The following is a 22,044-nucleotide window of genomic DNA, read 5'->3' as shown; positions in this document are numbered from 1 at the left end:
GGCCGATCGCGGCCTTTCGCGATCCGCTCTACGCCGCCAGCGAGGCCAGGGCCGCGTCCACGCCGCCCGGCTGGTGCGGCACGCCGCCGACCTTTATGGCCAGTTCCACCGTCGCCAGCGTGCCGAGGATCATCGGCTCGTTCAGGTCGCCGAGATGGCCGATGCGGAACAGCCTGCCCCCCAGCGGCCCGAGCCCGCCGCCGAGCGAGAGGTTGAAGCGCTGCATCGCCACGCGCCGCAGCGCATCCGCGTCATGTCCCTCCGGCATCAGCACCGCGGTCACGCTGTCCGACATGCGCGCGGGATTGGTGCAGAAGAGCTGCGGGCCGTTGTTGCCGGACCAGTGCTGCACCGCCGCGCGCACCGCCCGCGCCAGGCGGGTGTGGCGGGCGAGGACGTTGTCCAGACCTTCCTCCTGCTCCATCAGCCGCAGGGATTCCTGCAGGCCGAAGAAGAAGCTGGTCGGGACGGTGCCGAGGAAGCTCTTCAGCGGGCGCTGCATCATGGCGCCCCAGTTGAAGTAGTGCTTCGGCAGGCGCGCGGTCTCATGCGCCTTCAGCGCCTTGCGCGAGACGCCGGTGAAGCTGAGCCCGGTGGGCAGCATCAGCCCCTTCTGGCTGCCGCCGACCGCCGCATCCACGCCCCACTCATCCATGCGGAAGTCGAGGCTGCCGAGGGAGGAGATGGTGTCGGCCAGCAGCAGGGCCGGGTGGCCGGTGGCGTCCAGTGCCGCGCGCACCTCGGGCAGCGGGATCATCATGCCGGTCGAGGTCTCGTTGTGCACCACGCCGACGGCCTTGATGGCGTGCTCGCGGTCCGCCGCCAGCGCCGCCTGCAGGTCGGCGATCTCGACGCCGCGCCGCCAGTCCGCCGCGACGGTCCGCACCTCGAGCCCGAGATCCTTCGCCATGCGGCCCCAGGACTGGGAGAAATGGCCGCTCTCCAGGATGAGGATGACGTCGCCGGGCGAGAGCAGGTTGACCAGGCTCGCCTCCCAGGCCGCATGGCCGGAGCCGGTATAGAGGAACACCTCCTGCCCGGTCTTCAGCACGCGCTTGAGGCCGGCGATGCAGGCCCAGTAGACCTCGGCGAAGGCCGGGTCGTTGAAGTCCACGGTGTGATGCGCGGTCGCCAGCAGCACGCTGTCGGGAATGTTGGTCGGGCCGGGATTGGCGAAGAACTGGCGGCCCCGGGGCTTCGGCGGCGTCTGGCTGGCGCTCATCTCATGGTCCTTGATCCGTCACGACGGCAGGCTAGACCGGGAAGGGATGCTTGCGGAGATAGGGCATGTAGCTCTCCTCCACATCCACCTCCAGCGAGGCCAGCACGCGCACCACGGCGCAGTAGAAGCCCGCGGTGACGGTCAGGTCGACGATGCTTTCGTTGTCCAGCGCCGCGCGCAGGGCGGCGAAGGTCTCGTAGCCGATTCCCGGGCCGGCATAGACCTCCCGCGCCGCCTTCAGCACCAGGCGCGCCAGCGGCTCGAGCGCCGAGACCTCGCCGCGGCTCTCCTGCTTCACCGCCTCGATATCGGCATCCGTCACGCCGAAATCGTAGCCGATCTTGACGTGGTGCGACCATTCATAGGGGGAGCGGGCGAGCCAGCCGATCTGCAGGATCGCCAGTTCGCGCAGGCGCGGGTCGAGCTTCGCGCCATGGCGGATGTACTGGCCGAGCGCGCCGAAGGCGCGCGCCGCGCCCGGGCTGTTCACCAGCGCCTTGTGCAGCGTGATCTCGCGCTTCAGCAGGTCCTGGTCCTCGGGCTTGAGATCGGATTTCTCCAGATAGGGCAGGCGGGCCATGGGACGTCTCCGTGGTCTTGCTCAGAGGAATTTGTAGTCGAAGCCGGCGGCGCGGCCGGTGATGCGGCCGGCGGTCGTGCCGGGGAAATGGATGGGCAGCACCACGGTTGGCGTGTCCACGACATCGGCGAGGAATTGGCGGCGGGACTCGGCCGCCATCGCCGGGTCCCAGTCGAAGATGGTGGACCAGCCCGGCTCCCGCACCTGCAGCGCATGGTGCATCAGGTCGCCGGTGACGACGGCGCGCTGGCCGCGGGAGTGGATGTTGATGCAGCAATGGCAGGGCGCATGGCCCGGCGTCGGCGTCAGGGAGATGGTGTCGTCGAGCTGGAAGCCGTCATCCACCAGCAATGCCTGGCCGGCCGCGACGACGGGTTCGCAATTATAGCGCCAGACATTGCCGGGTGGGTTGGCGCCGCGCCGCGTCGCCTCTTCCCAGAATTCGTATTCGCGCTTGTGGAAGACGTATCTGGCCCGCGGGAAGGTCGGTACCCAGCGGCCGTTCACCAGCCGCGTGTTCCAGCCGCAATGGTCGATATGCAGGTGGGTGCAGAAGACGTAGTCGATGTCCTCGAAGCGCAGCCCCTGCGCGGCGAAGCCCTTCAGCCAGGGGGCCTTCGGGAAATCCATCGGCGGCGGGTAGCCCTTGTCCTCGCCGGTGCAGGTATCGACCAGGATGGTGTGCCGCGGCGTGCGCAGCACGAAGGTCTGGTAGGTGATGACCATGCGGCCCGAAGCGGGGTCGAAGACCACCGGGTCGAGCTCCGCGAGGTGGCGCGCGCCGGCCTCGGGGTCATAGGCCGGGAACATGTCGGCCGGGCGGCGCCAGGGGCCGTCACGCTCGACGATGCTGGTGATCGTGACGTCGCCGATCGCGAGCGGCCGCATGCTTGCTTCCCCCTTTTGCGGCCAGCCTAGAGCAGAATGCAGGGGGGCGTGAACGACCCGGGGTGCCAATCTGCTCGAAAAACGGAGAGCCGCGGCGGGTTGGCATCCAGTCTCGGGCGCATTCCGCCGTAGCGCCGGCCGCGGTGGCAGGCCAGGCGCAGCGGATCGGCCCGGCTGCGGTCCCGTACCGGCCTCACCGCACGGCGGGCGTCCTCCGCGCTCAGGCGTCCAGATGCTCCGTCGCCTGGACGGAGGGGCGGCGGGTGAAGCCGGCATGCCATTCGGCCAGCGCCGGATGCGCCGCCCGCCAGCCCGCCTGCGGCCAGCGGAAATCGACATAGGAGAGGGCGCAGCCGATCGCGATCTGGCCGATGCCGAAGGGCCCGGCGGCGAGCGCCGGCGCCTCCCGCTCCAGCGCCGCCAGCACCGCCGCATGCTTGTGCGCGAAGCCGTCCAGGATGCGGCGGTCCGGCTGCTCCCGCGCCATCTCGCCCCGCCAGAGCAGCAGGAAATCCATGAAGCCGTTGCCCAGCGCATGGCGCCGCAGCGCCTCGATCCGCGCCGGGCCGGGGGCGGGGAAGAGCCGGGGGGTGCCGCCCAGCCCGTCCAGGTATTCGCAGATCACCACCGAGTCGTAGAGGGCGCTGCCGTCCTCCAGCACCAGGGTCGGGATCTTCCCCAGGGGGTTGAGCGGCAACAGGTCCAGATCGGGCCTGGTCAGGGCCACCAGGGTCGGCACGCGCTCGATCCGGTCGGCCAGGCCCGCCTCATGCGCGACGACCATGACCTTGCGAACGAAGGGGGAGCGGGAGGACCAGTGCAGGCGCATCATGGCGCGGCGCCCCGTCCCCTGCCGTGATGCTGTTCCATGGGCGCTACCTCCCTTGTCGTCCGGCGCATCCTGCGCCGGGCCGACCGTGGGATGAAGCCCCCGCTCCGGACCTGCCGGCAAGGCCGGCCCCGGAAAAAGCGAAGCCGCGGCCCGCGGGTTCACCCCGCGCCGCGGCTGCTTCGGTCATCGTCGCCCGCCGGGATGGCGGGCGGGGTCGGCTCAGAAGCCCTCACGCTCCAGGCGCTTGCGCTCGACCTTGCGGGCGCGGCGGACGGCCTCGGCGGCCTCGCGGGCGCGGCGCTCGGACGGCTTCTCGTAATGCCGGCGAAGCTTCATCTCACGGAACACACCCTCCCGCTGCAGCTTCTTCTTGAGCGCCTTCAGCGCCTGGTCGATGTTGTTGTCACGGACGACGACTTGCACGCGGCCCAACCTCCTATCGCTGTGGGACAAAAGCAAACAGCCGCAGAAGGCAGGGGGTTCCGGCTGGCCCCGATCGCCGGGACCCCGCGCGGTACCCCCTACCGAAATGCGGAGACGGCGCGTCTAGCACGATTATGGGGGCGGCAGGAAGCCCTCGCCGCGGCCGCAAACCGATCCTATGTGCCGGAACGGCAAGAGCCTCGGCCCGGAGATCCCCATGCCCATCCTGAAGATCGCCCGCATGGGCCACCCCGTCCTGCTGCGGGAGGCCGAGCCGGTGGACGACCCGACCCATCCCGAGATCCGGCGGCTGATCGCCGACATGGCCGAGACCATGCAGGACGCCTCCGGCATCGGCCTGGCGGCGCCGCAGGTGCATGTGCCCCTCCGTCTCTTCGTCTGGCGGGGCACCGCCGGCGTCTCGGTGCTGGTGAACCCGGAGCTGGAGCCGCTCGGCGAGGAGACCGAGAGCGCCTGGGAGGGGTGCCTCTCCATCCCCGGCCTGCGCGGCTGCGTGACCCGGCCGAAGCGGATCCGCTTCCGCGGCCTGGATGCCGAGGGCAATCCCGTCTCGGGCGAGGCGGAGGGGCTGACCGCCCGCGTCATGCAGCACGAGACGGACCATCTGGACGGAGTGCTCTATCCCATGCGCATGGAGGATCTCTCCCTGTTCGGCTTCACCGAGGAACTGGCCCGCGCGGCCGGGGGGACCACGCGATGACCGAGCGCAGCGACATCCGCGACCGGGCGATCCGCGCCATGCTGCCGATCGCCGGGGAGCAGGGCTGGAACTGGGGCACCCTCCGCGCCGGCCTGCGCGCGATCGGGGAGGACCCGGCGCTGGCGGAAAGCCATTTCCCCGCCGGGCCCGTCGGCGCCGTGCGCGCCTGGATCGACCTGCTGAACCGGGAGATGGAAGCGGCGGCGGCGGCCGAGGGGGTGACGGCGCTGCGGGTACCCCAGCGCATCCGCCGGGTGGTGGAACTCCGCCTGATCGCCATGGCGCCGCACAAGAAGGCGCTGCGACGGGCGCTCAGCCTGCTGGCGCTGCCCTGGAATGCGCCGCACGGCCTGCGGGCCACGGCCGAGGCGGTGGATGCCATGTGGCATGCCGCCGGCGATACCTCGGCGGATTTCTCCTGGTACACCCGGCGGGCGACTCTGGCGGGCATCTACACCGCGACCATCGCCTGGTGGCTGCGGGACGAGGATCCCTCGATCTTCGGCGCCATGGAGTTCCTCGACCGCCGCCTGGCCGAGCTCGGCCGGTTCCAGAAGCTGAAGGGCCGGCTGCGGCGGCCCGGCTCGGCCGCCGCCTGAACCCTGCCGAACCCCGCCCCGCCTGCCGCGCTTTGGCCGCGACGGGGCGGGGCGAAGGTCGATGGTTACAAGGCGGGCGTGGCGATGGGGGCTGGGGCTCGGGCTGCCGCTGGCGGTGCTCGTGCTCTTCCTGGCGTTGTTCCGCTGGGACTGGCTGATCCCCATCATCGAATCGCAGGCCGCTGCCCGGCTCGGCCGGCCGGTCACGCTGCAGCACCTGCATGTCAGCCTCGGCCGGACCATCACCGTCACGGCGGAAGGGCTGCGGGTCGGCAATCCCGAGGACTTCCCCGAGGACCCGCCGCTGGCCTTCCTGCCGCGGACCCGGATCGATGTCGCGCTGAAGCCACTGCTGCGCGGCGACATCGTCATCCCGGCGATCGAGCTGGAGGAGCCAAGGGTCGAGCTGATCGGGCGTGAGGATGGCCGCACCAACTACGCCTTCGACACCGGCGGGGCGGGCGGCGGCGGCGAGGAGGCGGGCGGACCGCAGATCGGCGCGCTCCGCATCCGGGATGGCCAGGTCCATGCGGCCATCGCCGGGCTGCAGGCCGATTTCAACATCGCCCTGAATACCGAGGACCCGCCGGAAGGCGAGCCGGCGCTGCTGGCCGAGGCACGCGGGACCTATGCCGCGCAGCCGATCACCGCCCGGTTCCGCGGCGGGGCGGTGCTGAACCTGCGGGATGCCGAGCGGCCCTGGCCGGTGAAGCTGACCCTGGCGAACGGCCCGACCCGCATCGCCCTGCGGGGCACGGTGCGGGACCCGATCAAGCTGGCCGGCGCCGACCTGCGGCTCGACATCCAATCGCCGGACGCGGCGCGGCTCGGGCCGCTGACCGGGGTGTCCATCCCGCCCACGCCGCCCTTCCGGGCGACCGGCAGGCTGGACTATGCCGAAGGCCGCTTCCGCTTCACCGATATAGAGGGGCGGCTCGGCAACAGCGACATCGCCGGCACCACCACCATCAGCCTCGGTGGCCGGACCGTCCTCACCGCCGATCTGCGCTCCCGCCGGGTCGACCTGGCCGACCTCGCCGGCGTGATCGGCGGTACCCCGGGCCGGGCCGGCACGCCCGGGCAGACGCCGGAGCAGCGCCGTGCCATCGCCGAGCGCCAGGCGAGCCCCCGCCTGCTGCCGACCTCACCGATCAGCATTCCGCGCCTGCAGAAGGCCGACATCCACGCCCGCTACCACGCCGACCAGATCCGCGGCGAGGGCATGCCGTTCGACGGGCTGGAGGCGATCGTCGACATCGAGGACGGCGTCATCCGCCTGCATCCCGGCAAGTTCCGGGTCGGCCGCGGCGAGATCACCGCCGATGCCACCCTGACGCCGCAGGAGAACGGCATGCTCCGCGCCAAGGCCGATATCGAACTGCGGCGCGTGGACATCTCCCGGCTCATGCAGGCGGCGGGGGCGGGGGGCGCCGGCACCATCGGCGGCGTCGGGCGGATCGAGACGGCCGGCCGGTCCGTCTCCGAGATGGCCGGCAATGCCGATGGCGAGCTGACCATGGTGACGGTGGGCGGCAATATCAGCTCGCTGCTCGCCGATCTCTCCGGCCTGCAATTCGGCAAGGCGCTGCTCTCGGCCCTCGGCATCCCCGAACGCGCGCAGATCGAGTGCCTGATCGGCGATTTCGGCCTGACCCGCGGCGCGCTGCGGATCCGCACCCTGTTGCTCGACACCGACAGCCATGTGGTGACCGGCAGCGGCGTGGCCGGGCTGGGGCGGGAGGTGCTGGACCTGCGGCTGCGGACGGAGAGCAAGCGCTTCACCATCGGCTCCCTGCCCACTACCATTGCGATCACCGGCAGCTTCAAGGACCCCACCATCGCGCCGGAGGTGGGGGAGCTGGCGGCGCGGGCCGGCGCCGCGGTCGGGCTCGGCGTGCTCTTCGCGCCGCTCGCGCTGCTGCCGACCATCCAGCTCGGCGTCGGCGAGAACAGCCAGTGCGAACGCCTGACCGAAGCCGGCCGGGGACAGGAGGCGGAGCGGCTGCGTTGACCGCATGTCGCGGCAAGTTGTCTGTCGAGGCATGCAACCAGAGGGCAGGGTCCGCCTAACGTCATTTCGTCTTTAGTCCCGATCCGCCCCTGCGATGAGATGCGATGAGCCCTATACCTACCGAGAAGTCAGTCGGCGGCACCATGCCGGCCCTGCAGGACGGCCTGCCCTTCGATCCCGGCAACCGCCACAGCGAGGTCTTCTTCGCCGCGGTCGAGACGACGCGGATGCCGATGATCGTCACCGACCCGCACCGGCCGGACAACCCGATCATCTTCGCCAACCCGGCCTTCCTGGCGATGACCGGCTATGGCTGGGACGAGATCGTCGGCAGCAATTGCCGTTTCCTGCAGGGGCCGCAGACCGACCGGGATACGGTGGATGCGATCCGCGAGGCGGTCGTGACCCGGACCGAGCTGGCGACCGAGATCCTGAACTACCGCAAGGACGGCTCCTCCTTCTGGAACGCGCTCTACATCTCCCCGGTGCACGACAAGGATGGGCGGCTGCTCTACTTCTTCGGCTCGCAGCTCGACGTCTCCCGCCGGCGGGATGCCGAGGACGCGCTGCGCCAGGCGCAGAAGATGGAGGCCCTGGGCCAGCTCACCGGCGGCATCGCGCATGACTTCAACAACCTGCTGCAGGTGGTGCTGGGCTATCACGAGCTGATGCTGCAGGGGCTGGACCGCACGCCGCTCGATATCGCCCGGCTGAAGCGCGGCCTCGCCAATGCCCAGGCGGCGGCGGAGCGGGCCTCAATGCTGACGCAGCAATTGCTGGCCTTCGCGCGCAAGCAGCGGCTGCACGGGCGGGTGCTGAACCTGAACCAGGCGATGCGCGGCATGCACGACATCGCCAGGCGCACCCTGGGCGATGCGGTCGAGCTGCACCTGGCCCTGGCCGAGGATCTCTGGAACTGCCGCGTCGATCCCAGCCAGTGCGAGGTCGCGCTGCTGAACGTGCTGATCAATGCGCGCGACGCGCTGGCCGGCCAGCCGGTGCGGCGCGTCACCGTCGAGACGGCGAATGTGACGGTGGGGCCGGAGGATGTGGCGAATTTCGCCGGCCTGCCGCCCGGGCGGTATGCCACTATCGGCATCACCGATACCGGCTGCGGCATGCCGGCGGAGGTGAAGGCCCGGGTCCTGGAACCCTTCTTCACGACCAAGGAGGAAGGCAAGGGGACCGGCCTCGGCCTCTCCATGGTCTATGGCTTCACCAAGCAGTCGGGCGGCGCGGTGCGGATCTATTCCGAGGAAGGGGTCGGCACCACGGTGCGGCTGTATTTCCCGGCCGCCGAGGCGGAGACGCGGCCGGCGGCGGAGCCGGCGGCCCGTGCCATGGACCGCCAGGGCTCCGAGACCGTGCTGGTGGTGGACGACCGCATCGATGTGGGCGACGTCACCCAGGCCTTCCTGGAAGGCTTCGGCTATCGCGTGCTGCGCGCCGGCAATGGGCGGGAGGCCCTGGCGGTGCTGGAGGGCGGGGAGCCGGTGCAGCTCCTGCTCTCCGACCTCATCATGCCCGGTGGGATGAACGGGGTGGTGCTGGCGCGCGAGGCGCGCCGTCGCCGGCCCAGGCTGAAGGTGCTGCTGACCACCGGCTATGCCGAGGCCTCGATCGAGCGGGTGGATGCCGGCGGCTCGGAATTCGAGGTGATCAACAAGCCCTATCGCCGCCTGGAGCTGGGTCGGAAGGTGCGGCTGGTGCTGGACGGGCCGACGGGCGTGGGGTGAGGGCGCGCGGCCTTGTGGCCAGCGGCCCGGATGCGTGACCGCATCCGGGGCCGGAGCGCCGCACTGGCGGCCGGGAGCACCGAGCGAAGCGGAACTCCGTTGGATACCCTGAGCGGCCGCGGCGCAGGGGGGGGCGATGATCGGCGCTGGTGGTGTCATCCCGCCGCGCGCTTCGCCAGGCATTCCTTCATGAAGGCCTTGCGTGGATCCGCCCGCAGTCCCTGCTGCCTTGCCGTCGCGCTGCACTGGCGCATGCGTTCCTGCTGCGCCTGCTGGGCGGGGCTCGGCTGCCGGCGCGTCTCGGCGGCGGCGGGCAGGGCGGCGAGCGACAGCAGGGCGAGGGACAGGGCGAGGGGGCGCATGACGGGACCTCCTGGTCGATCGTGGACGAATAAGTTCCGATTCCGAGTCGGTTCAACCCTTGCGTGCGGGCGCCAGGCAGGCACGGGCTTTGCTACCCTCCCGCCGGAGGCGCCGCCCCTGGCGCCGCTGCCGGAAGGGAGTGCCATGCCGACCGAACCGCAACTCGTCCTACCGACCATGGAGGCGATCAGCCGCTGGAGCGGCATCGCCGTGCCGAATGCCGCGGCGCGCCATGGCCTGGCGGATTTCGCCGCGCTGATCGCCGAACTGGAGGCGCTGCGCGGCACCATGCAATTCGAGGAGGAGCCGAGCGGCTTCGAGGCCGCGCTGCGCGACTGCCAGGAGCCCGGCCAGGGGGGCGCGGCATGAACGCCCCCGTCGCCGCCGCCAGCGACCTGGCCGCCCTCTCCATGACCGAGGCTGCCGATGCCTTCGCCCGCGGCGAGGTGAAGGCCGAGGCGCTGGTGCGCGCCTGCCTCGCCCGCATTGAGGCGCATGACGGCAGGATCAACAGCGTCATCCGCCTGGACCGGGAGGCGGCGCTGGAAGCCGCCGCGGCGCAGGACAAGGCGCGCGCCGCGGGCAAGCCGCCCGGGCCGCTGGCCGGCGCGCCGATGATGCACAAGGACATGTACTACCGTGCCGGCAAGGTGAGCACCTGCGGCTCGAAGATCCGCAAGGACTTCGCCCCGAAGGTCACCGCGACGGTGCTCGAGCGGCTGGACGCCGCCGGGGCGATCGACATGGGCACGCTGAACATGGCGGAGTTCGCGCAGAACCCGACTGGTCACAACGCGCATGTCGGCCATTGCCACAACCCCTGGAACCTCGACTACTGCACCGGCGGCTCCTCCTCCGGCTCCGGCGCGGGGGTGGCGGCGCGGTTCTTCACCGCCGCGCTGGGCAGCGATACGGGCGGCTCGATCCGGCTGCCGGCGACGCTCTGCGGCGTGACGGGGCTGAAGGCGACGCAGACCCGCGTCTCGCGGCACGGCGTCATGCCGCTCTCCTTCTCCTGCGACAATGTCGGGCCGCTGGTGCGGACGGCGCGGGATGCGGCGCGGTTCCTCCGGGTGACGGCGGGCAGGGATCCGAAGGACCCGACCAGCGCGCCCGAGCCGGTGCCGGATTACGAGGCGGCGCTGACCGGTTCGGTGAAGGGGATGCGGATCGCGGTCTGCGAGACCTATTTCCTCGACGGCGCCGATGCGCCGGTGGTCACGGCCTTCGAGGCGGCGCTGGACGCGCTGAAGGCGGCGGGGGCCGAGGTCACGCGGGTGCAGGCGCCGAGCCTGCGCGCCGTCAGCGCCTATGTCGCGCTGATCAGCCGGGTTGAGGGGGCGGCGATCCACGCCAATTGGATGCGCGAGCATCCCGGCGACTATGCCATCCACCTCTCCGCCCGCCTCTATGGCGGCTATGCCATCCCGGGGCATCTGTATGTGGAGGCGCTGTCGCGCCGCGGCCCGCTGCTGCGGCAGTTCGTGGCGGAGACGCTGACGGGTTTCGACCTGGTGGCGACGCCGACCCTGCGCACCCGCGTGCCGACGCTGGCGGAGACCGATATCGACGCCGACCCGGCGAACTGGTCGCGCTTCATGGCGGTCTCGGCCAATACCCGGCCCTTCAACTATCTCGGCCTGCCGACCATCAGCATCCCCTGCGGCTTCGATGACCGTGGCCTGCCGGTGGGGCTGCAACTGGCCGGGCGGCCCTTTGCCGAGGCGACCGTGCTTCGGGCGGCGGATGCCTATCAGCGCATCACCGACTGGCACCTGGCGTCGCCGGTCCTCTGATCCGGGCCGAGGCAGGCCGGCCACCGGCCTGCCGCAGGGGGGGTGGCGTTCGGAACCGATCGCCGATCCGCTGCGGGTTCCTGCTTGCCGGGCAGGGATCCGCTCCGCGGCCTTCACGCCCGTCCGCGATCCGCTGTAGGCCATGGATTGTAGAGCAGATTCACGCTTCCGGGCGTTCACGCCCGTCCGCGATCTGCTCTAGCGGGTCATGATGACCGCGACCTGCTGGTGCGACGGGACGAGGGACAGGTACTCATAGGCGCGGCCGGTTTCGGCCACGAATTCCTGGAAGGCCCGGAACTCATGGCCGCGCCAGCCCGGGTAGTTGAAATACTCGTCGAAGACGAGGACCGTGCCCCTGCGGATCCGGGGCGCGCAGGCGCGCAGCACCGTCCTGGTCGAGGAATAGAGGTCGCAGTCGATGTGCAGGAGCGACATGTCCTCCCGGTGCCGCGCCAGGAAGTCCGGCAGCGTGTCCTCGAACAGGCCGACAATGAGGCGGACATTCGGCCGTACCACCGGGACGTCGCGGCTGAAGGTGCCGCGGGGGAAGCCCGGTCGCCAGTCCTCCGGCAGGCCCTCGAAGCAGTCGAAGCCGAAGACCGTCTCCCGCGTCTGCTCGGCGATGAAATTGATGGTGCGTCCCTCGAAGACGCCGAATTCGGCGATCATGCCGTCGCAGCGCCTCGTCTCCAGCGCTTCGCACAGAAGGGCGTATTTGTCCGGGTGGGGCCTGGCCCGGCCCATCCGTTCCGAGAAATAGTTTGCGGCATCGATCGAGGCGGCAAGCTCCGCAAGCCGGTCGACCGGGAAGCAGTCGGCCTCCCCCGGCGTCGCGCCGCGGACGACCCGGTGGAGGAGCGCGTCCAGGGGCGATCCTGGTGCCGCCGTGCCGTCCGATGGTGCCATGTCACCTCCCCATGCCCTCGCGCTGCGACGGCCCTGCTCGGTTGCCCGGGCGGCAAGCGGCGCGGCGCCGGCCCGGTTGCAACGGATGGCGCAGCGGTGATCGAAGTGGCGACAACTCGCCCTGCAATTTCACTCACTTTTGAGTAATGAATGCCGAGTGTATACGATCCTCTCCCAGGTCGCGCGAAGAGGCAGGACATGCAGGGCGGGGTGGAACAGCAGGGGCCGGCACTGGGCCATGGCGGGGCGCGGACCCTTCCGGCCTTCATGTTCGCGACCGGCATCGAGAACAGTGCGCCGACCATCGAGGGCGGCCGCGTCCGGCGCGACCAGATGGCCGAGCTCGGCCATTACCAGCGCTGGCGGGAGGATTTCGCCCTGGTGCGGGAGCTCGGCATCGATGTGCTGCGCTACGGGCCGCAGCTCTACAGCACGCTGACCGGTCCGGGGCGTCAGGACTGGCGCTTCGCCGATGAGACCTTCGCCGAGATCCGCCGGCTCGGCATCACCCCGATCGTCGATCTCTGCCATTTCGGCGTGCCGGACTGGATAGGCGATTTCCAGAACCCGGATTTCCCGGCCCTCTTCGCCGACTATGCGGAAGCCTTCGCGCGGCGCTTCCCCTGGGTGCAGCTCTACACCCCGATCAACGAGATGTTCATCACCGCCGTCTTCTCCACGAAATACGGCTGGTGGAACGAACAGCGCCACGACGACCGCAGCTATGTCACCGCCATCAAGCACATCGTCCGGGCCAACCTGCTGGCCATGCAGGCGATCCTGCGCGCGCGGCCGGATGCGATCTTCGTGCAGAGCGAGAGCACCGAGCATTTCCACCCGGAATGCCCCGCGGCCATGCCGCATGCCGAGCGGCGCAACGCCGAGCGCTTCCTCACCCTCGACCTCAATTACGGCCGGCGCGTGGACAGCGCGATGTACGAGTTCCTGGCCGACAATGGCATGACCCGTGCCGAATACCACTTCTTCCTGCGGGAGGCGCCGCGGCTGAAGCGCCACTGCATCATGGGCAATGACTGGTACGTCACCAACGAGCACCTGATCGGGGCCGATCGCCACAGCCGCGCGGCGGGCGAGGTCTTCGGCTACGACACCGTGACGCGCGAGTACCATGTCCGCTACGGCCTGCCTGTCATGCACACGGAGACCAACTGCATGGAGGGGCCGGCGGGCGACGAGGCCGAGCGCTGGCTCTGGAAGCAGTGGTCCGGCGTGATGCGGCTGCGGAGCGAGGGCGTGCCGGTGCTGGGCTTCACCTGGTATTCGCTGACCGACCACATGGACTGGGACGTGGCGCTGCGCGAGGTGCGGGGCCGGGTCAACCCGCTCGGCCTCTGCGACCTCGACCGCCGGCCGCGTCGCGTCGGCCTGGCCTACAAGCGCCTGATCGAGGCGTGGCGCCCGGTGGTCGCGGCGCAGGCGAGCTGCCTCCGCCTGCCGGTCGCCGCCTGACCGCGGCCGCCGAGGCAACCCGCCGCGTCATCCCGCCGGCCGCCCCGGGCGCAATGGGCCCGCCCCCCGGGCCCATCCAGTGTCGGTCAGCCGGCGCGGGCGGATCGAGGCCCCCGCGCCGGGCGGTGCCCGGGGCGGCGGCAGGGCACTCCGCCCGCGTCCCTGCCGCGCTCCGGCCCGCGGCAACCCGTCCCGGGCCATGGCCTGTCAGGGCGTCGCCGTGCCCGGCCCATCCTGCCCCGGCATGCCGATGCGCCCGAGTCCCGGCAGCTTGAGGGCCGGCCGCCGCAGGTCGAGGCCCGCTACGGCGCCGAGCAGGTTCAGCTCGATTCCCTCCACCCAGGCCAGGGTCAGCCCCGCATAGCCCCCGAGGGTGAGGCGAAGGCCGGTGCCGGAATGCGTCGGCCTTATCCAGCGCCCGTCATAGGGGTAGTCCTTGCCGATCGCGGTCGGCGGCAGCGCGACGCGGATGCCGGGCGCGGCATCCAGCACCGCGGCGACGAAGGTGTTGGAATTCGGCCCCGGCCAGGGGCGGTAGTCGCCATGGTTGCGCCAGGCATAGCCCTCGATCGCCGCCAGCATGGGCGGGATGAGGGCGGCGGCCGCCTTCCCATCCGCGGCGAAGACCACCTCCGGCACCTGGCCGAACCAGCGGCCATCCGGCTCGAAGCCGTTCATGCGGATCGGCGCGCCCCAGGCGGTGTAGTCGTAGCGCGTGTAGCGCGCGGCGCCTTCCGGCTTCAGGACGAGCCAGCAATGCACCGCGAAGATGCCGCGCCAGCGGACGGTGCGCGCCGCGAAGACGCGGACGACGGCGGGGCTGTGCTGCGCGGCGGGCGGCAGCAGCCCGGCGCTGGAGCGGTCGGCGGCCCACCAACCATCCCCGTGGCCGGCCATCCGGTGGCGGGCGGCGGAGAGGCCGAGAGGCAGGAGGAAGAGGAGGAGGAAGAGGAGCAGCGAGGCTTTCAGGACCGGCATCGTCCGGAAGCATGTTTGGTGCCGCAGCGGCGACCGCAACCGGCTCGAGGCACCCGCGCGCATATGGGCGCGGCCGGGCTGCCGCCATGCCTGGCCGGAGGCGGGACGGGGCGCGGATGGGCCCGGCATCCGGGAAAGCCCCGTCAGGCTCCCCGGACCTTCGGCGCCCCACGGCGCGGCTTGCATCCCATCCGGCCTGCCCCATATCTTTGCCTGTAACAGGGTCAAATCACGGGGCAGCCATGAGCGTCGCAGTCGGACATGCCCTCATCGAGACGCTGGAGGCGGATGGCCGGGTGCGGCCCGACCGGCTGAGCGACTGGCTCGGCACCAGCCGGCAACAGCTCGCCGCCGCCGCCGGGCTCTCGCGCGATGCGGTCTCCAAGACCGCTCGGCTCCAGGCGCCGGCGACCCAGCAGCGCCTGCGCGACCTGGTCGAGATCATCAACCGCATCCGCGGCTGGGCCGGCACGCCGGAGGTCGCCTTCGCCTGGTACCGCTCCGAGCCGATCCCGGGCTTCGGCGACCTGACGGCCGAGGACATGGTCCGGCAGGGCCGGGCGGAGGCGGTGAAACGCTACCTCTCCCGCGTCGCGGCCGGCGGCTACGCCTGATGCGGCGTGACGGTCGGCACGGCCCATCGCCGGCACCGTCCCGGCCCGGCCGGCGGGACCGCCCGGCGGGCGCCTTCGGCTGACCTTGCGGCTGACCACCACCGTCTATCGCGCGCACCATCCCGGCTGGGCCTGGGCGCCGGATTCGGGGGAGGGGGCGCGGATCCATGGCGGGCGCTTCAACCCGCCGGGCATGGCGGCGCTCTATACCTCCCTGCGGCTGGAGACCGCCTGGCTGGAGGCGCAGCAGGGCTTCCCCTTCAAGGCGCAACCCATGACGATCTGCGCCTATCGCGTCGATTGCGCCGACATGCTCGACCTGACCGATGCCGCGGTGCGGGCGGCGGAGCGGATCGACGCCGCCGACCTCGCCTGCGCCTGGGAGGCGCTGGCCGATCGCGGCGAGAGGGTGCCGGGCTGGGAGCTGGCGCGCCGGCTGCGCGCGGCGGGCCGGGCCGGGATCGTCGTCCCGAGCTTCGCGCGTGGCGCCGGGCCGCGCGACATGAACGCGGTGTTCTGGGACTGGTCGCCCGAGCCGCCGCACCAAGTGCTGGTGGTGGACGATTTCGGCCGGCTGCCGCGCGACGGGTCCTCCTGGCGGCGCTGATCAGTACATCTGCGCCCTGATCCGCGCCTGGTACTCCGCCTCGTACTGCTCCGGGTCGATCCGCCCGCCCGCGCTGTGCGCCGCGATCATCTGCCCGTTGGTCGGCACGCCCGGCGGCCTCTCCCGCCCGCCCCAGAGCTGCGCGCGCAGGATCGACTTGGCGCAATGCGCATAGACCTCCCGCACCGCGACCAGCAGCACCGTGGCGGGCTCCTTCCCATCCACGGCGAAGCGCGCCCGCAGCGCCGGGTCGGCGGTGATGCGCGCGCTGCCCTGCACGCGCAGCGTCTCGCCGACCCCGGGGATGAGGAAGAGCAGCGCGACCTCCGGATTCTCCAGGATGTCGTGCAGCCCGTCGAGCCGGTTGTTGCCGCGCCGGTCGGGCAGGGCGAGGGTCCGCTCGTCCAGCGGCACCACGAAGCCCGGCGCGTCGCCGCGCGGCGTCGCATGCGGGCCGCGCGATCCGCTGGTCGCCAGGATGCAGAAGGGGGAGGCGGCGATGAAGGCGACCGAGGTCGCCTCCAGCCGGTCCGTCACCTTGGCGAGGAAGCGCGGATGCGGCGGCTCATAGGCCGCCGCCAGCTTCTCCGGCGTGTCGATGACGAAGGGGTCCGTCATCCCCGCAGCGCCTTGATCTGCGCCGGATAGCTGCCGGGATCGACCCGCACATCCACCAGCGCCGGGCCGGGCGCCGCCAGCGCCTCGGCCAGCGCCGCATGGTATCCCGCCGTATCCGCCGCCCGCAGCCCGATGCCGCCGAGCGAGCGCATGACGCCGGCGAAGTCGGCCAGCGGCCAGCCCAGCGCGCCGCCCGGCAGGTCGCGCCCGCCCTTCTTGATGTCGATCAGCGAGAGCGTCGCATCATTGAAGACGACGATGGTCAGCTTCACGCCGAGGGTCGTCGCGGTGGCCAGCTCGCCGAGCGCCATGAGCAGGCCGCCATCGCCGGTGAAGGCCAGCGCGCCGCGCACCGGGTCGTGCAGCGCCGCGGCAATGCCGGCCGGCAGGGCGAAGCCCATGGTGGCGAGGCCGTTCGAGATCAGCAGATCGCCCGGCCGCTCCGCCTGCCAGAAGGTGGTGCAGGGGAACATATGCGCGCCCGCATCCACCGAGATGCGCGGATCCCGCCCGGCCGCGCGGCAGGCGGCCTGGGCGATCTCCACCACCGCCTGGGGCGAGAGGCCCTGGTTGCCGCCGGGGGCATTGGCCAGGCAGGCGAGCCAGGCGGCGCGGCGCGCCTCGATCACGCCAGCCTCCCAGGCGCCCCGTGCCGCAACGGCCGCCAGCGCGCCGAGCGCCGGGGCGAGCGGCCCGTAGAGCGCCACCGCCGGCGCGCGGTAGTGCAGCGGCCGCGGCGCGGTGCCGAGATCGATGACCGGCGCCGCAAAGCGCCAGGGCTGCGGGATGAACTCCACCGGATCGGCCCCGGCCAGCAGGATCAGGTCGGCCTCGCGCAGCAGCGGCGCCTCGGCCTCACCGCCGGTGAAGACGCCGCCGAAGAGCGGATGCGCATCCGGCAGCACGCCCTTGGCCTTGTAGGTGACGAGGACGGGGCAGCCGAGCCGTTCGGCGAGGTCGCGCAGGGCGGCGCAGGCCTCGGGCTCCGTCGCTTCCAGCCCGGCGACCAGCACCGGGCGGCGCGCCCCGGCCAGCAGGCGGCGGGCGGTCTCCAGCGCCGGGCCCTCCGGCACCATCGCCGCCATGGCCTGGGCGATGGCCGGCAGCGGCGCGGCCGGGGCGCGCGCGGCGCCCCCCGAGACCTCCAGCAGCACAGGGCCGCGCGGCGCGGCCAGGGCCGTCTCCAGCAGGCTCGCGGCGATCGCGCCCGGCGCGCCGCCCGGCTCGGTCGCGCGCGCGGCGGCCTTGGTCACCGGCGCCAGCATGCCGGCATGGTCGAAGAACTGGTGGTTGGCATAGGCCCGCTCGGCACCCGTGAAGCCATCCGCCAGCAGCAGCACCGGCGCGCGGTCCAGCGAGGCCTGCGCCATGCCGTTCACCGCATTGCCGACGCCCGGGCCGCGCGTGACCACCACGGCGCCCGGCCTGCCCGAGAGCTCGGCCTCGGTCGCCGCCATGATGACGGCTGCCGTTTCCTGCCGCGCCAGCACGAAGGGGATGCCGCGGGCCGCCGCCGCCTCGATCAGGTCGAGGCTCGACCCGCCGCCCGGCACGCCATAGAGCCGCGGCACCGCCGCCGCGCGCAGCGCTTCCGCCACCGCCTCCGCCCCGGTCAGCGCGCCCTGTCCCTGCTGCGGCATGCTCATGCCGTTCCCCTCCCGATCCGTGACCGGGACGCAGCATAGGGCGGATCGGTCGGCTGCCCAGCCCGGCCTCCGCCGAGGATTGCCGCCTGCATGGGCGCCCCTGGTCAGGTCTTGGGCAGCGCTGGTCACCCCGCCCTATTTCCTGGCGCATCGCGGCTTGCGGCCCGGCAGGCGCCGTGCTGCTTTCCGGTATCGGACCATGGAGCAGGGGGCCCGAGCCGCGTGTCGCTATCGAAACCCGCCGCATTCGACGAAATGCGCGCCGAGGACGGGGTCCGGCGCGCCTATGCCGAGATCGAGCGCTGGCTCCGCGCCACGCCGCGCGAGATGCTCGACCGGAAGCGGCACGAGGCGGAACTGCTGTTCCGGCGCATCGGCATCACCTTCGCGGTCTATGGCGAGGGCGGGGATCCGGAGCGGCTGATCCCCTTCGACATCATCCCCCGCATCATCCCGCGGTCGGAGTGGGAGCGGCTCTCGGGCGGGCTCAGGCAGCGGGTGCGGGCGCTGAACGCCTTCCTCGCGGATGTCTATGGCGGGCAGAAGATCCTGCGGGCCGGAAAGATCCCGCGGGCGCTGGTGCTGGAGAATGACGGCTACCGCAAGGAGATGGCCGGCATCCTGCCGCCCGGCGGGGTCTATACCCACATCTCGGGCATCGACATGGTCCGCACCGGGCCGGACCAGTTCTATGTGCTGGAGGATAATTGCCGCACGCCCTCGGGCGTCTCCTACATGCTGGAGAACCGGGAGGCGATGCTGCGGCTCTTCCCCCGCCTCTGCGCCCGGCACCGGATCGCGCCGGTGAGCCGCTACCCCGAGGAGTTGCTGGAGACGCTGAAGGCGGTGGCGCCCGCCCGCGCCGGCGCCGACCCGACCGTCGTCCTGCTGACGCCCGGCCCCTACAACAGCGCCTATTACGAGCATTGCTTCCTGGCCGATGAGATGGGCGTGGAGGTGGTGGAAGGCGCCGACCTCTGCGTGCAGGACCAGGTGGTCTACATGCGCACCACCGCCGGGCCGAAGCGGGTGGACGTGATCTATCGCCGCATCGATGACGAGTTCCTCGACCCCGAGGCCTTCCGCCCCGACAGCCTGGTGGGCGTGCCCGGGCTGATGGCGGCCTACCGCGCCGGCAATGTGGCGCTGGCCAATGCGCCGGGCGGCGGCATCGCCGACGACAAGGCGATCTACCCCTATGTGCCGGAGATGGTGCGCTTCTACCTGGGCGAGGAGCCGCTGCTGGCCAACGTCCCCACCTGGCTCTGTGAGCGCGCCGATGACCGCAAATACGTGCTGGAGAATCTCGACAAGCTGGTGGTGAAGCTGGCCAAGGGCTCGGGCGGCTACGGCATGCTGATCGGCCCGCATGCCAGCCGGGCGCAGCGGGAGGAATTCCACGCCCGCATCCTGGCCAGGCCCGCCGACTACATCGCGCAGCCGACCCTCGCGCTCTCGACCGTGCCGACGGTGGTGGAGCAGGGCATCGCGCCGCGGCATGTGGACCTGCGGCCTTTCGTGCTCTCGGGCAGGGAGATCCGGATCGTGCCCGGCGGGCTGACCCGCGTGGCGCTGAAGGACGGCTCGCTGGTGGTGAACTCCTCCCAGGGCGGCGGCACCAAGGATACCTGGGTACTGGAGGATGAGGGGCCCGATTCCGGCCCGGACCAGAGCCAGAGCCAGAGCCAGTCGGCCTCCCTCGGATGCTGAGCCGCACCGCCGACAGCCTGTTCTGGCTGGCCCGCTACACCGAACGTGCCGGCAATGTCGCGCGCGGCCTCGCCGTCGCCTCCCGCATGGCGGCGATCTCGGCCCGGCTCGGCGACGAGGTCGCGGAATGGCGCGACCTGCTGACCGCCTCCGGCGGCGATGCCGGCTTCTACCGGAAGTACGAGGCGCCCACGGCGGAGTCCGTGGTGCACTGGCTGGTCTTCGACCCCGACAATTCCTCCGGCATCCTCTCCTGCTTCGAGGCGGCGCGGCGCAACGCCCGCGCGGTGCGCACCGCGCTGACGGTCGACATGTGGGAGGCGCTGAACGACAGCTGGAACCATCTGCGCAACCTCTCGCCCGACGCGACCGAGGGCGAGAACCTGGCCGACTTCCTGGGCTGGGTGCGGGAGCGGGTGACGCTGTTCAACGGCGCGGCGCATGACACCATGCTGCGCAACGAGCCCTGGCGCTTCGTGCATCTCGGCACGATGCTGGAGCGCGCCGACAACACCGCGCGGCTGCTCGACGTGAAGCACCAGCTCTTCGCCCCGGGAGAGGAAGGCGCGGTGGACTATGTCCAGTGGCAGGCCGTGCTGCGCTCGGTCTCCGCGCTGCGCTCCTACCAGTGGATCTACCGGGACCGGCTCTCCGCCCGGAGGATCGCCGAGCTGATGATCCTACGGCCGGAACTGCCGCGCAGCCTGGCGGCCTGCCATGCCGAGGTCTCCGACACGCTGGAGGCGATCGCGGTGGAGCAAGGCGGCCGCACGGGGGAGTGCCACCGCATTGCCGGGCTGCTGAAGGCGCAGCTCCGCTACGGGCGCATCGAGGACATCTTCGCCGAGGGCCTGCACGAGTACCTGACGGGGATGATCACCCGCACGGCGGAGCTCGGCGCGGCAATCGACGCCTTCTACATCCGGCACTGATACCAACGGCCCGGATGCGTGACCGCATCCGGGCCAGAGCGCCGCAGTTGCGGCGGGCCGCAGAAGCGGCCTCGGCGTGGGCTCGCGCCCACGCTGCAGGGGGCCATGATCGGGGCCGGTCGTATGATCCTCAGCCCGGGTCCTTCCGGTAGAGCCGGATGACCGAGACGCTGTCGGCCATGGCATGGCCCTGGCTGACATAGTCGTCCACGCGCCCGGCCGCGGCCCCGACCACCGGCAGGTCGAGGCCCAGGCCGCGGGCGAAGTCCTCGACCGCATGCATGTCCTTCTGCAATTGCCGGGCATAGCCGAGCGGCGGGTCGAAGGCGCGGCGCTGCATCAGCGGCCAGATGCGCTGCAGCAGCGCGCTGTCGGCGAAGCCGCCGGCCAGCGCCGCCGGCACCGCGGCGGCATCCAGCCCCGCGGCCTCCGCCATGGCCAGCGCCTCCGCCATCACCAGGAAGCCGGTGCCGACGATCGCCTGGTTGATCATCTTGGCGGCCTGGCCGGCGCCGACCTCGCCGAGGCGGGTGATGTTGGTGCCAAGCTCCCGCAGCAGCGGTTCGGCCACCGCGACGTCCTCCGGCGTGCCGCCGGCCATGATGGTCAGCGTGCCCGCGCGCGCGGCTGGCGGGCCGCCCGAGACCGGGGCATCGACGAAGCCCATCCCCGCCTCCGCCCGCAGCCGCGCCGCGAACCCCCGCGCCGCCTCGGGCGGGATGGTCGAGAGGTCGATCAGCAGCCGGCCGGCAGAGGCCGGGGCGGCGGTCGCGACGCCCCCGGGGCCGAAGAGGCAATTCGCCACCGCCTCGGCATGCAGCACGCAGGAGAGCACGATGTCGCTCGCCGCCGCGACCGCGGCCGGGGAGGGGGCGGCGATGGCGCCATGCGGCACCACCCGCTCCAGCCTCTCGGGCTCCAGGTTCCAGGCGGTGACCTGGTGCCCGCGCTCCAGCAGGCGGCGCACCATGGCCTCGCCCATCAGCCCGATGCCGAGGAAGCCGATCCGCGCCATGCGCCTCAGCTCCGGTAGATGCGCTGGGCGCGGCGCTCGGCGCGGGCGGCGGCCTCGCGCGGCGTCGCCTGGCCGCCCACGGCCTCGGCGAACATGTCGGCCACCACGCTGTCGGCGAGTGCCGCCGAGGCCTCCGGCCCCAGCCTCCCGGCATGGGAGACCGGCCGGCCGCGCGCCGCCACGTCGCGGAACAGCCTCACCTTCGGGTCGCGCCTCCAGACCGGGCTGTCGTCATAGGCGTGCAGCCCCTGGCTCAGTGTCCGTCCGGGAACAGATCGCCTGATTTGAATGGGTTGTGACTGGCCTGCGGGCGGCTGAGGCGGGCAGACCTGCGGTCATGTGGACGCAGGAGAACCGGGCTCGGTACGACCGCA

The 22,044-nt window shown here is 71.8% G+C and carries 23 protein-coding genes; 11 read left to right on the top strand and 12 right to left on the bottom strand.

From position 1 onward, the window contains the following. Window positions 1–28: 28 nt before the first annotated feature. The 5 genes from LHA35_RS21750 to rpsU all read right to left on the bottom strand — a co-directional run bounded on the left by LHA35_RS21750 (window position 29) and on the right by rpsU (window position 3,945). Window positions 29–1,222 carry a pyridoxal-phosphate-dependent aminotransferase family protein gene (locus tag LHA35_RS21750; RefSeq protein ID WP_226611974.1) on the bottom strand — a complete coding sequence of 398 codons (1,194 nt, stop codon included), beginning with the start codon at window positions 1,220–1,222 and terminating at the stop codon, window positions 29–31. 31 nt (window positions 1,223–1,253) lie between these two features. After that, a complete protein-coding gene (locus tag LHA35_RS21745; protein ID WP_226611971.1) occupies window positions 1,254–1,802 on the bottom strand; it encodes a carboxymuconolactone decarboxylase family protein in 549 nt (182 codons plus the stop codon). Window positions 1,803–1,823: 21 nt separating this feature from the next. Next, window positions 1,824–2,690, bottom strand: coding sequence for an MBL fold metallo-hydrolase (locus LHA35_RS21740; RefSeq protein WP_226611970.1), 867 nt, complete (start codon window positions 2,688–2,690; stop codon window positions 1,824–1,826). A 220-nt stretch (window positions 2,691–2,910) separates the two neighbouring features. Next, on the bottom strand, window positions 2,911–3,522 hold the full coding sequence (locus LHA35_RS21735) for a glutathione S-transferase family protein (RefSeq protein WP_226611968.1): 612 nt from the start codon (window positions 3,520–3,522) through the stop codon (window positions 2,911–2,913). 219 nt (window positions 3,523–3,741) lie between these two features. Continuing rightward, the gene (gene rpsU, locus LHA35_RS21730; protein WP_007006360.1) at window positions 3,742–3,945 is read right to left on the bottom strand and encodes a 30S ribosomal protein S21; all 204 of its coding nucleotides are present in this window, start codon (window positions 3,943–3,945) and stop codon (window positions 3,742–3,744) included. A gap of 217 nt (window positions 3,946–4,162) precedes the next feature. Here rpsU and def point away from each other — a divergent pair, with 217 nt between their 5' ends. From def to LHA35_RS21710, 4 genes are all read left to right on the top strand, one after another. Further along, window positions 4,163–4,666, top strand: a complete 504-nt coding sequence (gene def / locus LHA35_RS21725; protein ID WP_226611966.1) for a peptide deformylase — start codon at window positions 4,163–4,165, stop codon at window positions 4,664–4,666. Beyond that, the gene (locus LHA35_RS21720; RefSeq protein WP_226611964.1) at window positions 4,663–5,265 is read left to right on the top strand and encodes a COQ9 family protein; all 603 of its coding nucleotides are present in this window, start codon (window positions 4,663–4,665) and stop codon (window positions 5,263–5,265) included. Before def ends, LHA35_RS21720 begins: the two co-directional genes overlap by 4 nt. 61 nt (window positions 5,266–5,326) lie before the next feature. After that, the gene (locus tag LHA35_RS21715; RefSeq protein WP_226611962.1) at window positions 5,327–7,276 is read left to right on the top strand and encodes an AsmA family protein; all 1,950 of its coding nucleotides are present in this window, start codon (window positions 5,327–5,329) and stop codon (window positions 7,274–7,276) included. A 104-nt stretch (window positions 7,277–7,380) separates the two neighbouring features. Continuing rightward, window positions 7,381–9,012: a histidine kinase famiy protein gene (locus tag LHA35_RS21710; protein ID WP_274708152.1), complete on the top strand. Its 1,632-nt coding sequence runs from the start codon at window positions 7,381–7,383 to the stop codon at window positions 9,010–9,012. A 155-nt stretch (window positions 9,013–9,167) separates the two neighbouring features. Here LHA35_RS21710 and LHA35_RS21705 read toward each other — a convergent pair whose 3' ends face one another. After that, complete coding sequence (locus tag LHA35_RS21705; protein ID WP_226611960.1) at window positions 9,168–9,374, bottom strand: PsiF family protein; 207 nt, start codon at window positions 9,372–9,374, stop codon at window positions 9,168–9,170. A gap of 145 nt (window positions 9,375–9,519) precedes the next feature. On the opposite strand from LHA35_RS21705, the gene LHA35_RS21700 reads away from it, so the two are divergent. Both LHA35_RS21700 and LHA35_RS21695 read left to right on the top strand, forming a co-directional pair. Then, the gene (locus LHA35_RS21700; protein WP_226611958.1) at window positions 9,520–9,744 is read left to right on the top strand and encodes a hypothetical protein; all 225 of its coding nucleotides are present in this window, start codon (window positions 9,520–9,522) and stop codon (window positions 9,742–9,744) included. Continuing rightward, window positions 9,741–11,171, top strand: coding sequence for an amidase (locus LHA35_RS21695; RefSeq protein WP_226611956.1), 1,431 nt, complete (start codon window positions 9,741–9,743; stop codon window positions 11,169–11,171). Before LHA35_RS21700 ends, LHA35_RS21695 begins: the two co-directional genes overlap by 4 nt. A 198-nt stretch (window positions 11,172–11,369) precedes the next feature. On the opposite strand, the gene LHA35_RS21690 is transcribed toward LHA35_RS21695, so the two are convergent. Next, on the bottom strand, window positions 11,370–12,080 hold the full coding sequence (locus LHA35_RS21690; RefSeq protein ID WP_226611954.1) for a class I SAM-dependent methyltransferase: 711 nt from the start codon (window positions 12,078–12,080) through the stop codon (window positions 11,370–11,372). Window positions 12,081–12,347: 267 nt separating this feature from the next. Here LHA35_RS21690 and LHA35_RS21685 point away from each other — a divergent pair, with 267 nt between their 5' ends. After that, window positions 12,348–13,550, top strand: coding sequence for a family 1 glycosylhydrolase (locus LHA35_RS21685; RefSeq protein WP_226611952.1), 1,203 nt, complete (start codon window positions 12,348–12,350; stop codon window positions 13,548–13,550). 207 nt (window positions 13,551–13,757) lie between these two features. Here LHA35_RS21685 and LHA35_RS21680 read toward each other — a convergent pair whose 3' ends face one another. Further along, window positions 13,758–14,528 (bottom strand): DUF3750 domain-containing protein, encoded by a 771-nt coding sequence (locus LHA35_RS21680; protein WP_226611949.1) that lies wholly within the window; start codon window positions 14,526–14,528, stop codon window positions 13,758–13,760. Window positions 14,529–14,770: 242 nt separating this feature from the next. On the opposite strand from LHA35_RS21680, the gene LHA35_RS21675 reads away from it, so the two are divergent. Continuing rightward, window positions 14,771–15,142, top strand: a complete 372-nt coding sequence (locus tag LHA35_RS21675; RefSeq protein ID WP_226611947.1) for an antitoxin Xre/MbcA/ParS toxin-binding domain-containing protein — start codon at window positions 14,771–14,773, stop codon at window positions 15,140–15,142. Between the two features lie 85 nt (window positions 15,143–15,227). Then, window positions 15,228–15,749: an RES family NAD+ phosphorylase gene (locus LHA35_RS21670; protein ID WP_226611945.1), complete on the top strand. Its 522-nt coding sequence runs from the start codon at window positions 15,228–15,230 to the stop codon at window positions 15,747–15,749. Here the strand turns inward: LHA35_RS21670 and LHA35_RS21665 are convergent, their stop codons facing one another. Both LHA35_RS21665 and LHA35_RS21660 read right to left on the bottom strand, forming a co-directional pair. After that, entirely contained in the window at window positions 15,750–16,367 is a 618-nt protein-coding gene (locus LHA35_RS21665; RefSeq protein WP_226611943.1) for an MSMEG_1061 family FMN-dependent PPOX-type flavoprotein, read from the bottom strand. Continuing rightward, window positions 16,364–18,013, bottom strand: a complete 1,650-nt coding sequence (locus tag LHA35_RS21660) for a thiamine pyrophosphate-binding protein (protein ID WP_226611941.1) — start codon at window positions 18,011–18,013, stop codon at window positions 16,364–16,366. Before LHA35_RS21660 ends, LHA35_RS21665 begins: the two co-directional genes overlap by 4 nt. Window positions 18,014–18,268: 255 nt before the next feature. On the opposite strand from LHA35_RS21660, the gene LHA35_RS21655 reads away from it, so the two are divergent. Together LHA35_RS21655 and LHA35_RS21650 are read left to right on the top strand one after the other, a co-directional pair. Then, window positions 18,269–19,723, top strand: coding sequence for a circularly permuted type 2 ATP-grasp protein (locus LHA35_RS21655; RefSeq protein ID WP_226611934.1), 1,455 nt, complete (start codon window positions 18,269–18,271; stop codon window positions 19,721–19,723). Further along, entirely contained in the window at window positions 19,717–20,655 is a 939-nt protein-coding gene (locus tag LHA35_RS21650) for an alpha-E domain-containing protein (RefSeq protein WP_226611932.1), read from the top strand. The genes LHA35_RS21655 and LHA35_RS21650 overlap by 7 nt, the downstream gene beginning before the upstream one ends. A gap of 130 nt (window positions 20,656–20,785) precedes the next feature. On the opposite strand, the gene LHA35_RS21645 is transcribed toward LHA35_RS21650, so the two are convergent. After that, entirely contained in the window at window positions 20,786–21,670 is an 885-nt protein-coding gene (locus LHA35_RS21645; protein ID WP_226611930.1) for an NAD(P)-dependent oxidoreductase, read from the bottom strand. Between the two features lie 5 nt (window positions 21,671–21,675). Then, entirely contained in the window at window positions 21,676–21,870 is a 195-nt protein-coding gene (locus LHA35_RS21640) for a hypothetical protein (RefSeq protein WP_226611928.1), read from the bottom strand. Window positions 21,871–22,044 lie beyond the last annotated feature (174 nt).

The sequence above is a fragment of the Roseicella aerolata genome, assembly GCF_020523605.1.
Lineage (GTDB): Bacteria > Pseudomonadota > Alphaproteobacteria > Acetobacterales > Acetobacteraceae > Paracraurococcus > Paracraurococcus aerolatus.
This window is presented reverse-complemented; position numbering and strand designations above follow the sequence as displayed.